The sequence below is a fragment of the Paenibacillus sp. Y930 genome, assembly GCF_056786375.1.
The window spans coordinates 139,642-151,867 of record NZ_JBXCIX010000002.1 but is presented as its reverse complement, the minus strand read 5'-3'; the positions used below and the strand labels follow the sequence as shown (position 1 = coordinate 151,867).

The window sequence follows — 12,226 nt, the reverse complement described above, 5'->3', positions numbered from 1 at the left end:
TTATTTTTTTGCATACTTGTTCATTTGACCTTACAATTATTTCTTATATATTTTTGATAGATCTTCAAAGATATATACTGGTTTCAACTTAGCTTCTTCAACACCACCGAATTGATTGCTTACTGCTACAATCGTTTTCGTGTATGCGATTGGATATTGAATCGCTTCAGCTGCGATAAGCTCTTGAACTTGTTTGTAAATCTCTTCACGCTTAACAACATCACCTTCACCTGCACCCGCAAGGAATAAGGCATCAATATCCTCATTAGCTACATGGCTGAAATTAGATGTTGCATCTGATAAGAATAGAATACGGTAAGCATCTGGATCATACCCCATAATGTATCCGCCTAAGAATACTTCATAATCCGTTGTATTGGCAGCATTCAGCTTTTGACCATATGCAGATGCATCCATCGTTTGAAGTTCAACCTGTACACCAATCTCACCAAGTTTTTGTTGTACATATAGAGCTACTGCTTCTTGAGCTTTATTACCGCTTGAAACAATAAATCTTAGCTTCAAGTTACTTACACCTTCATCAGCTAATATTTGCTTTGCTTTCTCAGCATCATAATCATAAGATGTTACATCATTCGTATGGAACAAACCATCTGGTGTTAAGAATGAATGAGCTGCATTAGCATAATCGCTAGATGTATAAGCAACTTGAATTAATTCATCACGATCAAGCGCATAAGATAATGCTTTACGAACCTCAATATTATTAAGCACTCCAGTATCACTAATCTGGTTGAAGTTCAAGTATGCAAGGCGACCTTCTTCATAAGGATAGATCGCAAAATTGTTAGTTGCTTCGATTGTCGATACATCTTGAGGATCTACATATTTCACATGGATTTCACCATTTTGAAGCGCAAGATTAGCTGTATTTGTATCTTTGGCAATACGATAAGTTACCCCATCAAGATAAGGTTTGCCACCATAGTAATCATCGAAACGCTCTAGTGATACATACTCACCTGTTTTGTACTCTTTGAATTTGAATGGACCAGATCCGATTGGAGCATTGTTTTTATCACTCTTTTCTAAATTTGTTTCATTCTCATACACATGCTTAGGAATTGGAAATACTTGTGACAATGTTGCTTCAAAAGCTGGATTAACTTGTGGTAGCTTGAAGTTCACTGTATATTCATCAACTTTTTCAACTTCAATCGCTTTACCACCCACGAAGAAGTTTTCACGAAGTAGACTATTTTGATTTTCATCAACAATCTTTTCAATTGTAAATACAATGTCATCTGCCGTTACTGGCTCGCCATCATGCCATTTGGCATCATCACGTAATGTTAACGTATAAGTTAGACCTTCTTCGGAAAGTTCAAGACTTTTTGCAAGATAGAAAGTTTTTTCGCCATTAGATACTTGGAATAAAGGTGAATACAATGATTGGTTAATTGTTAAGCTAACGCGATCACCTGCATAGTTTGGATTAAGAATAACTGGATCACTTGCTACAGCAATAATAAGATTGCCGCCTTGTTTTGGCTCGCCACTAACTTCATTTCCAGTGTTAGGCGTGTTATTGGGAGTTGTATTGCCATTATTGCTTGAGCATGCCGCTACAACTGCGATAATTAGAATTAGTAATGTCACTGTTGAAAAAATCTTTTTCATAGTAGTTCCCCCTGTTGTTTTATTATTCCCTAATAGTACATCGGATTAATCGGAATTACAATGTTTTTATTGTTTTTTTCATTGTTTCACCGAAATTTATTATGTAAACGTTTTATTTCGAATGAAAATAATCAAAACACATTTATGAATAAAATTTATGTATCCGATTATTTCTTATTATAATTGAAACTTTTTCGTTTGTATAATCCCTAAGCACTTTTCGTCAAACTTTCTTATTACAAAGAGCTGTTTCCATGTAATATGGTAGTAGTATAAGCAGTTAGCAATTGTTGTATTCTATATGTTTTTCCAAAACTTATATTTCTAGAAAAGTGATCTTACAGCATAATTTATAGTATAATAATGAAGATTCAATATTAATGAGGAGATGATCCATTTGTCTAAAAGCACAGCACGTAAATTTCGCGAAAAACAAGAGAAGCAAAAGGGATATGATCTAATAAGTCAACAACGTGGCGGACAGCATATTGCCATTGTAACGGTAACAAAAATGACGAAAACAAAACAAAGTAAACTTCTCCAAAACAAACACAAAAAGCGCAATGTCTCTGAGCTAGAACAGAGTTATTGCGCTTTTTTTGACCACAATAGAATTTATAAATTTCCGAGAGTAGCGATGGACAAATTCTTTTTGGCGATAAAACCTACTTTATAAACGCGATCGCTCATCCTTGAATTGCCTCGATAGTGTTTTTCCCATTCCATTAAGTTCATAGTGTTTTCTACCCTCTACGTACTCCCATTAACTGCTACACATTCATATTGTGTAATCTGCTGCTAGTTCAACTCGATCATTTACTTTTCATGCCACGATAATTGCGTCTGACGTTTCCTACAAATTGTTAACCCTGGCGAAATAGGGATCGTCATCATTTCATATAATTTTGTTTCCTTTGATAATTCTTCAACTGCTTGATATGCAGTCTCACACAAAGACCGATGCATCATATGCTCATTTTCAGGATGGGTATCATGCAATAAAATTAAGCCATGCGGGGCTACATATGGGAAAAAATCTCTGAAATCTTGTAACACTGCCTCTTTCGAATGATCTGCATCGATGAATAACATATCAATTTGCAGAGGATTAGCCTCTAATTCCTTAGCGTATTCCTGAGTGGTACCATTAAAAAATTGAGCATTCATTTCTTTGATCATATTATTGCTGGCACTTGGAGTAATATCCACTCCTATCGAGCGTTCAGCCAGAGGTGCTATTCGATTAAACAGGTAACAATTCTGTATGCCTAGTTCCACATATACCTTTGGTCGGACAAGACTTGCCAAATTAAAAATAAAGTCCTCATGCCAGTTTAACCTCATAATAATCATCTCTTTCCGTAATATATTGTTTAATCCAACGAATTATCAATTTTTCATTCAATCCATTAAATGGGTATCAATAATTTCGGATCCATCTACAATATTCTGGATCTACTTTTAGTCATTCCTTATATTATTTCAACGAACTAAAAAGTGTTACAGTTTCCTCGCTAGAGCGAAAATTATTTATAGCGCTTGAGTATGTTATACATTTTGCAACGAACACTGATGTGCTGAAGAGGGTACATCCACGTCATATCATGCATATAGTAATTTAGTTGAAGTCATTTATTCTATAAATTAGTCATTTAAAGGTAGGAGAATTTGTATGAAATTTAGCTTTATAAGTCCCGTTTATAATAGTCAACAATGGATTAAAACCATGTTAGATAGTATCCCTAAAGATTATGCCTATGAAATTATCGTATGTGATGATGGCTCTACAGATCAAACAGTAGAAATTTTACAGGAATATCAAAAAACTTGCCCACAGTTAAAAATTTTACTAAACGAAAAAAATAAGGGTGCAAGTTATACCTATAATCGATGTATTGAAGAGGCAACTGGTGACTACTTAGGGATCATTGATAGCGATGATATGTATTTGCCAACTATTCGAGATGTATTAGATCAGGTCGATGGACAATATGATATTTATTACTACAATATGCTTACAAAATTAGGCCTAAACTTTGTAATAACCGAGGCAAATCGTTATGGATGGTGTGGACAATTTAAAATTATTAGAAGAAGTTGTATTGGCGATGCAACGTTCACTGTTAGAAAAGATATGGCCGGTGATTGTGATTTTAATAGGACTCTACTCGATCAAAACCCAACCCGTAAATATACTGGCATATTCGCCTATTGGTATAATTACCCGAGAGAAAATTCTGAATACGACTTGTACCAAAGAGGGCTGAAATAAGACAATTATATTTCTACAATGTTATAACGTCCTATTACAGGGAAGGTGTGGAGATTATTATGTTTAAAGATAAGACATTACTGATCACAGGCGGTACAGGTTCATTTGGCAATGTGGTACTAGAGCGGTTTTTAAGTACCGACATTAAGCAAATCAGAATATTCTCCAGGGACGAAAAAAAGCAAGATGATATGCGAACTCGATATCAGAACAATAAAATTAAGTTCTTTATTGGGGATGTTCGTGATATTAGTAGTTTAAATAGCGCAATGTATGGTGTGGATTATGTTTTCCATGCAGCAGCACTTAAACAAGTTCCCTCTTGTGAATTTTTCCCGTTAGAAGCTGTCAAAACAAATGTACTCGGTACAGACAATGTATTGACTGCAGCGATCAATGCAGGCGTAAAAAAAGTGATTTGCCTTTCAACCGACAAAGCAGCATATCCCATTAATGCAATGGGGATTTCGAAAGCAATGATGGAGAAAACATTCATTGCCAAATCTAGAATGGTCTCCTCTGACAAAACATTAATTTGTGGAACACGATATGGAAACGTAATGGCATCTCGAGGCTCAGTCATTCCATTATTCGTAGAGCAAATTAAGGCTGGAAAACCATTAACGATTACCGACCCCAAAATGACGCGCTTTATTATGAGCCTTGAAGAAGCTATTGAGTTGGTATTATATGCCTTTCAACATGCGGAGAATGGAGATATCATGGTTCAAAAATCTCCATCTTCCTATATAGGAGATTTAGCACAAGCATTAATAGAATTATTTGGTGGGGATAATAAAATCAATGTGATCGGTACACGTCACGGTGAAAAAGTATATGAGGTACTTCTAACGAAAGAAGAAGCCGCGAAAGCGATTGATTTGGGTAATTTCTATCGAGTTCCTTCAGATAATCGCGATCTAAATTATGGGAAGTATCTTGATAGCGGTTCCCATAAAATTACGTTAACTGATGAATATAACTCAAATAACACAAAAATTCTTTCAGTAAAGGAAATCAAAGAAAAGCTGTTACAACTTACATTTATTCAGGAAGAGCTGCACAAATGGAAGGGGTGAGTAAGTTGAAATATTTAGTTCTTGGAGCAACTGGAATGGCCGGCCACACGATCTCATTATATTTACATGAGAGAGGACATGAAGTCACTACCTTTTCGAGAACATCATTTCCCTTTTGTGACAACATCAATGGAGATATTCGAGATCCCTCTTTATTAAAATCTATTCTACCTAAAGGCTATGATGTCATTATCAATTGCATCGGTATTTTAAACGAAGCCTGTGATAAGGAGCCCTCCAACGCTGTCTACCTCAATAGTTACTTGCCTCACTTCATCGTTGATCTATTAAAAAACACCTCAACAAAGCTCATACACATGAGTACGGATTGCGTTTTCTCTGGAAAATCAGCTCCGTATTTTGAAAATAGCTTACATGATGGTGAAACATTTTATGATCGATCAAAAGCTTTAGGCGAAATTAGTAATCACCATCTAACATTTAGAAACTCAATTATCGGTCCAGATATGAAAAAAGACGGAATTGGTTTGTTTAATTGGTTTATGAAACAAAATGAAACTATAAATGGTTATACCGGTGCGATTTGGACTGGTGTTACTACTTTAACCTTAGCAAAAGCTATGGAAAGAGCGGCGACAGAAGACGTAACAGGGATATATAATCTTGTGAACAATACGAGTATAACGAAGTATGATTTATTAAAGCTGTTTAATTACCACTTTAATGAAAACAAATTAAATATTATACCTTCTAGTGCATTGAATCTTGATAAAACTCTACGGAATAACAGAAATGATTTCTCGTTCCATGTACCAAGTTATGAACAAATGATCTTCGAGATGAAAGAATGGATCGATACACACAAAAATTTATATCCTCATTATTTTAGTTCCACATTAAATTCATAAATAATTATGGGCATCGACAATCACAATGCTCATGCGTCTATTTACAGTTGTGGGCAATCAAAAAAGGTACGGACAAAATCTTGGACTTGATTAGAATAGGAGGATGTTCGCATCCCCCTTTTGTACATATTTAGATTAGCATTTATAAGACGATTTCTTGTTGAAAAATTTAATCCTTAATGTTCATCTAATTAAATAATGCCTATGTTATAATCAAATTTAAGAAAGTTAGCGATTGGGGATGTGTTAATGGTCAAAAAGCCTTTATTAATTAAATTTTTAGTATCTTATATAGCCATTCTAATTCTACCAATTGCCGCTATTATCGCTTATTACTATCCTTACTCTACTGCGATTGTGAAAGATAAAGCGAGTGCCTGGAATATGCATGTTACAGAGCAGCTAATGAACTCTATGGATATATTTACGAAATATGCATACAATCTCCCAGCAGAAATTATGCAAAATCGCGAAATTAAGCCCTATATGGCACCTGAGAATGAGTATCAAAAAGTTATTATCGCTAGAGAGATGCGTAAATACAATATTACAGATGCATTTATCGAAAACTCATTACTCTATCTTAAAAATATCGACTATTTTTTCAGCAAAACTGGAAGCGCATACACTGTAGAAGATTTTTCTAATAAAGGTGTAGGCTATGTGTACGAGCAATGGCCTGCTGATCAAATGGTTCAAGAGCTGAATTATACTACTGAGCCTATTGTTAGATCCGTCGAATCTGTATACGTTCCAGGTGGTCATAAAGTTAATCTACTTAGCTTTGTATTACCGCTGCCATTAGGTGGTAGTAATTCGCCTGGCTCAATGCTCATTCTTGTGAAAGAATCTACTATTTTGAATATGATGAAATCAAGTAGCGATACTTACAATGGCATTTTTCTGATTACCGATGACAAGCAGCGTTGCCTTGTTGCTTCAATTGGTTGCCCTACTATTATTGATTCCGAGTTCAATCAGCTTCTTTCACTAAGTGATGAGCAATTTGCTAATTTACATACGATTACGTTGAACAAAGAGCAATACATTGTATCCAGAACAACATCTGATATTAATCAGTGGAATTATATTCGTCTATTACCGATAGCTGAGACGATTCAAGATATAAGAATTATTCAATTTAGCACTTTAATATTGTTACTCGTTATTATTAGTATTACGGCATTAATTATTTATATTTCATTGCGCTATAACTATCATCCGATTAGGAGGCTAGTAGAGGTTTCCTCAAAATTGTTTGCCGATGATAGTAAAAAGCCGAAAAATGAAATTGAAACGATCCACTATGCACTAGATCAATTATCTATTACTAAAGAAAAGCTAGATGAACAGCTACAGCAGACACGACCTAAAATGAGAGATACTATTTTGTTCCAGCTCGTATTGGGCAACTTTGAACATTGGGAAGCATTCGACTCGGACGCTCATTTATACAATATCCAATTCTCTAATGAATACATTACCGTTGTCATTCTCTCAGCTGAAAGTGATGTAGACAGTCTCGCGATCCTTCAGCATTGCAAAGCGAAGTTCAAATTACTTGAAGGTGGAATTATTCCATATGTGCTAAAAAGTCAATATAACCATGAAATTATTATCATTATATCTCATCAGCCAATGGATTCCTTGCACTCCTTTGTTTCCCTACTACAGCAGGAGCTGCTTGAAGTTTTGATGTTGGATAGTTTAATTGGTATTAGCTTAAGTCATCATAAACATAATATTAAAGTATTCCATTACGGCTATTTGCAAGCATCTCGCAGTATCGAGCAAATTCGATTCCAGCGCACAAGTACAATCGTGACTTATAATGATAGTCAGCAGCCATCAACTGGAGTCGTATCTTATCAAACGGAATTAATGCAATCACTAGAATTAGCAATCTTGAAAAATGATGCCGATCGTATTGCAGCGCTTATCCAGCATATTCAAACGTATATGGGTGGTACTGGCATGCCATCACATGTTATTCGTACCATATACCTCAATACGATGAGTATTTTGTTCAATACACTTGAACGCTTCCAGCAGGATAATAATCCAGCGCTCCATAATATTGAATTCGTATTCCAAAATCGCTACTCTTTGGATCAGATGCTAGAGATTATGAGAGATACAACGAATAAGCTATGTGAGATTATAACTCTTACTCTGCCTACATCACGAAAAGCTTCAAGTGAAAATATATTGGCGTTCGTCGATTCTTATTGGCATGATTCTAATCTTTCATTGCAATTTATGGCTGATCATTTCGAGATGTCGGTTTCGAATTTTAGCTACCACTTCAAAAAAACAATCGGTCATAACTTCAAAGAATATATCGATCAGCTGCGTATTCAACATTCTATTCATTATTTGAAATCGAGTAATGATCCTATTGAAAGTGTTGCCCTTAAAGTAGGTTATATGAATTCATCTAGTTTCATCAGATCATTCAAAAAAATTACTGGATCTACACCAGGACAATATCGAGATCATATGAAGTAAACTTTACCGCTGATTACTTACTTAGCTTTCGATAAGTAAGGGGTCAGCGGTTTTTCTATCATCCGATCCACTATTTTCGTAGAATCTACAATTTTCAAATTTTGAATTTTGATTATTGTATAAAACTGCATAACAACAAGGTATTAAAGCGCTTTCAAGAATTGCTCATCGCTCAATTCTTGGACGTATACAACAGCTATAAAATCACGATAAAGTTAATTTGCCAACAACATATGTCATCTTGCTTTCCAACTCATTGGCAAAACTATATAGGGGGAACGTTTATGAAAAAGGTTATTTCTATGTTACTTGTCATCATGTTATGTGCATCATTAGTTGCAGCATGTAGTAAGTCAGAAGGCAATGCAGGTGGTAGCTCTACGCCAGCTGAAGGCAATGAAAAAAAAGCTAAGCTTACTGCCATTATTGTAAAGCATGCTCTAACGAAACCTTTAGCGGAAATGGAATGGCTTCAAGAAATAGAAGAGAAAGCAAACGTAGATATTGAATGGCAAGAAATTACGGCGGACTGGGATCAAAAGAAAGGTCCTATGCTAGCCAGTGGCGACATTCCTGATCTATTTGTTGGTCCAACAGTAATTACCGATGCGGACTTTGCGCAATTCAATGGTTTGTTCCAAGACATTAACGAATTAATGGAGCTAGCTCCTAATGTAGAGAAAATGTTTAACGATAAACCAGAAACTAAAATTATCTCTACACAAACCGATGGTCGCATACTAGGCTTACCGAAGTACCAACGCTTCTGGCCTGATTCTGTAAATCGCCAATATATTAACCAAACTTGGCTAGACAATCTTCAATTGGAAATGCCAACGAACTGGGATGAGCTCTATAACGTCCTTCTAGCATTCAAAGAACAAGATGCGAATGGTAATGGCGATACTACCGATGAAATTCCTGTAGACTGGACGGGTGGCATTGGTGGCTTCTTCAATCCAGCAGTTATGCTAGGTGGTTCAGGTATTAATCTTTCCTCTGATGTAAGTGGTCAAGGCTATTTCGTAGAAGATGGACAAGTAAAAAACTATCTTCTCGATGATCGCTACAAAGAATTAGTAGTCTTTCTTAATAAATTGTATAGTGCTGGTCTCATTAATACTGAAGTATTCACTCATGATTACACGAAATTTCAATCCGTATCTCGCGGCGAGGGTGATATTGCCAAAGTAGGTTTCACTTGGGGCTGGGTAGGTTCTGACCGTTTTGGTGAGCAACTTGCTCCGCAATATACGTCTATGGCTCCACTAAGAACAAGCGATGCGTACACTGGTGATGTATCTTGGAGTTATGATTCAAATACTTTAAACTTTGGCGCTAACGCTATTGTAATGTCTGCTAAATCAAAAAATAAAGAAGCTGCGATGCGCTTTATTAATGAACTTTATGCTCCTGAAGTAGGTATTCAAGTACTGTTCGGTTCAATCGGACCTAATATCGCGAAAAATGATGACGGTTCTTATACAGTACTACCACCACAAGATGCGCAAATGGATCCAGGTACATGGAAATGGACTTCGACATGGGCAGATAACGGCGGATTCTATATTTCCGATGATATTAAGCTTACATTAGGAACAGATATGCAAGAGGTGCTTACAGATTCAGAGGCACTTAAGGATGCACTAGCAAAAATTAATCCAGAAGAAGATATTTTCCCTAGCGTATTTATTAAATACACGAGCGATGACAACAATACGATGAGTCTTAACAATACCAATATTATGAACCTAGCGAATACAAACTTTGCGAAATGGATTACGTCTGATGGCGTGCAAGCAGAGTGGGATAGCTATGTTAATGAATTAGTTAAAGCTGGATTGAATCAAAATCTAGAGATTATGCAGAAATATTTCGACGAGTACAAAGCTAAAAACTAATGAATGATTGGAGGAGGGCTGTGAGCCCTCCCCTACTATTCAATAAGGAGTATGCATATGAAACTAGCTCTCAAATCCAAAACATTTATTAGAGATTATCAATTATGGCTCATGATACTACCAGCTATTATCGCGATTATTATTTTCAACTACATTCCCATGTACGGTATTCAATTAGCATTCAAGGAATTTGACTTTAGTAAAGGGTTAACTGGCGGAGAATTTCGCGGGTTTCATTATTTTACGCAGTTCATAGAAAATTATCAATTCGCAACGTTAATGAAAAACACATTTATTATTAGCTTCGCAACGATTATTATTGGATTTCCAGCGCCAATTATACTAGCTTTATTACTGAATCAAATTCGTATTAAAAAGTTCAAACAGATCATGCAAACGACCGTTTACTTACCGCATTTCATCTCAATTATCGTGCTTGTTGGTATGTTGAATGTATTACTTTCGTCAGAAACGGGAATTGTAGGCCATTTGATGAAGGCAGTTGGACTTGGACATATTAATCTATTAGCATCAGTTAATACGTTCATCCCCCTCTATGTTCTATCTGATATTTGGCAGCATTGTGGATGGAATAGCATTATCTTCCTAGCAGCATTATCAACGGTTGATCCACAGCTTTATGATTCCGCCAAAATAGATGGGGCTAATCGCTTCCAAATGATTCGCCATATTGATTTTCCAGCGTTAAAGCCTACTATAATTATTCTATTTATTCTTAGTATGGGTAATATTTTGGGCACAGGCTTTGAAAAAATCTTCCTTATGCAAAACAATTTGAATCTCCCTGTATCGGAAGTTATTGCAACCTATGTCTATAAAATTGGGATTGTTTCTAATCAATTTAGCTATGCGTCTGCGATCGGGTTATTCAATACACTCATTAACTTTGCCTTCCTAATTAGTATGAATGCGATATCGAAAAAAGTATCAGATACAAGCTTGTACTAATCAATCGTGAAGCAACGTATACGTGAAAGGAGATTAGCGATGACCATCAAATCAAAATCTATCGGTGAGCTATGCTTTACTTATTGCTTAGCCATTCTCTGTGTTGTTATTTTCTTACTTATTGCCTATCCACTATATTTCATCATTATTGCATCTATTAGTGATTCTGTACTAGTTTCCACTGGTAAAGTGTTATTGTTTCCAAAGGGGGTAAGTTTCTTCGGCTATAACGAAATTTTCCAGGATAGTCGAATTTGGGTTGGGTATCGCAATACGATTATTTATACCGTTGCAGGAACAGCCGTTAATCTACTTGTTACCTTACCTGCTGCCTATGTCCTTTCTCGTAAAGAATTCAAGGCTGGCAAAATTATTATGTTCGCCTTCGTGTTTACAATGTTTTTCAATGGTGGATTAATTCCAACGTATTTATTAATGAAGGATCTTAATATTATTAATACGATGTGGGTATTTATTTTACCGTTTTGCGTCAATGTGTTCTATCTAATTATAGCTCGTACATTTTTCGAAAATTCATTGCCGAAGGAAGTATACGAGGCGGCTGCAATGGATGGCTGCTCACATTTCACCTATTTTCTTAAAGTTGCATTACCACTTTCCAAAGCGCTCATTTCTGTAATCGGACTGTACTATTTAGTCGGTCATTGGAACAATTTCTTTACAGGGCTCATCTACATTCGCAGTAATGAGCTACAGCCACTGCAAATTGTGTTACGCGATATTTTGTTATCTAACCAAGTATTCTCAGGTGGAGCTGGATCAGGTGGCGGTGCAGGTGGTTATGCGCAGCGTTATGCGGATCAGATTAAGTACGGAGTTATTATTATTTCAACATTACCGATTCTTACGGTGTATCCTTTCATTCAAAAATATTTTGATAAAGGTGTTATGATCGGTTCTGTTAAAGGCTAAACCCATGAAACAAAAAAGAGAAGTTCGTCTGTAGTTTCCAACTACAGACGAACT

10 protein-coding genes are annotated in these 12,226 nt (G+C 35.9%); 8 read left to right on the top strand and 2 right to left on the bottom strand.

All coding sequences use genetic code 11. The features are described 5' to 3' along the window. Positions 1 to 36: 36 nt before the first annotated feature. On the bottom strand, positions 37 to 1,641 hold the full coding sequence (locus AC1TO5_RS06190) for an ABC transporter substrate-binding protein (protein ID WP_482061935.1): 1,605 nt from the start codon (positions 1,639 to 1,641) through the stop codon (positions 37 to 39). Between the two features lie 397 nt (positions 1,642 to 2,038). Here AC1TO5_RS06190 and AC1TO5_RS06185 point away from each other — a divergent pair, with 397 nt between their 5' ends. Beyond that, on the top strand, positions 2,039 to 2,317 hold the full coding sequence (locus tag AC1TO5_RS06185) for a hypothetical protein (protein ID WP_482061934.1): 279 nt from the start codon (positions 2,039 to 2,041) through the stop codon (positions 2,315 to 2,317). Positions 2,318 to 2,457: 140 nt separating this feature from the next. Here AC1TO5_RS06185 and AC1TO5_RS06180 read toward each other — a convergent pair whose 3' ends face one another. Next, on the bottom strand, positions 2,458 to 2,985 hold the full coding sequence (locus AC1TO5_RS06180) for a class I SAM-dependent methyltransferase (protein WP_482061933.1): 528 nt from the start codon (positions 2,983 to 2,985) through the stop codon (positions 2,458 to 2,460). Between the two features lie 328 nt (positions 2,986 to 3,313). Between AC1TO5_RS06180 and AC1TO5_RS06175 the strand changes: the two genes are divergently transcribed. The 7 genes from AC1TO5_RS06175 to AC1TO5_RS06145 all read left to right on the top strand — a co-directional run bounded on the left by AC1TO5_RS06175 (position 3,314) and on the right by AC1TO5_RS06145 (position 12,172). Further along, positions 3,314 to 3,913: a glycosyltransferase family 2 protein gene (locus AC1TO5_RS06175; RefSeq protein WP_482061932.1), complete on the top strand. Its 600-nt coding sequence runs from the start codon at positions 3,314 to 3,316 to the stop codon at positions 3,911 to 3,913. Between the two features lie 59 nt (positions 3,914 to 3,972). Then, positions 3,973 to 4,992, top strand: coding sequence for a polysaccharide biosynthesis protein (locus AC1TO5_RS06170; protein ID WP_482061931.1), 1,020 nt, complete (start codon positions 3,973 to 3,975; stop codon positions 4,990 to 4,992). Next, positions 4,980 to 5,861 (top strand): SDR family oxidoreductase, encoded by an 882-nt coding sequence (locus AC1TO5_RS06165; protein WP_482061930.1) that lies wholly within the window; start codon positions 4,980 to 4,982, stop codon positions 5,859 to 5,861. Before AC1TO5_RS06170 ends, AC1TO5_RS06165 begins: the two co-directional genes overlap by 13 nt. A gap of 249 nt (positions 5,862 to 6,110) precedes the next feature. Then, on the top strand, positions 6,111 to 8,369 hold the full coding sequence (locus AC1TO5_RS06160; RefSeq protein ID WP_482061929.1) for an AraC family transcriptional regulator: 2,259 nt from the start codon (positions 6,111 to 6,113) through the stop codon (positions 8,367 to 8,369). A gap of 284 nt (positions 8,370 to 8,653) precedes the next feature. Then, the gene (locus AC1TO5_RS06155; protein ID WP_482061928.1) at positions 8,654 to 10,270 is read left to right on the top strand and encodes an extracellular solute-binding protein; all 1,617 of its coding nucleotides are present in this window, start codon (positions 8,654 to 8,656) and stop codon (positions 10,268 to 10,270) included. Positions 10,271 to 10,327: 57 nt separating this feature from the next. Then, positions 10,328 to 11,239, top strand: a complete 912-nt coding sequence (locus tag AC1TO5_RS06150; protein WP_482061927.1) for an ABC transporter permease — start codon at positions 10,328 to 10,330, stop codon at positions 11,237 to 11,239. A 39-nt stretch (positions 11,240 to 11,278) separates the two neighbouring features. Beyond that, positions 11,279 to 12,172 (top strand): carbohydrate ABC transporter permease, encoded by an 894-nt coding sequence (locus AC1TO5_RS06145; protein WP_482061926.1) that lies wholly within the window; start codon positions 11,279 to 11,281, stop codon positions 12,170 to 12,172. Positions 12,173 to 12,226: the final 54 nt, after the last annotated feature.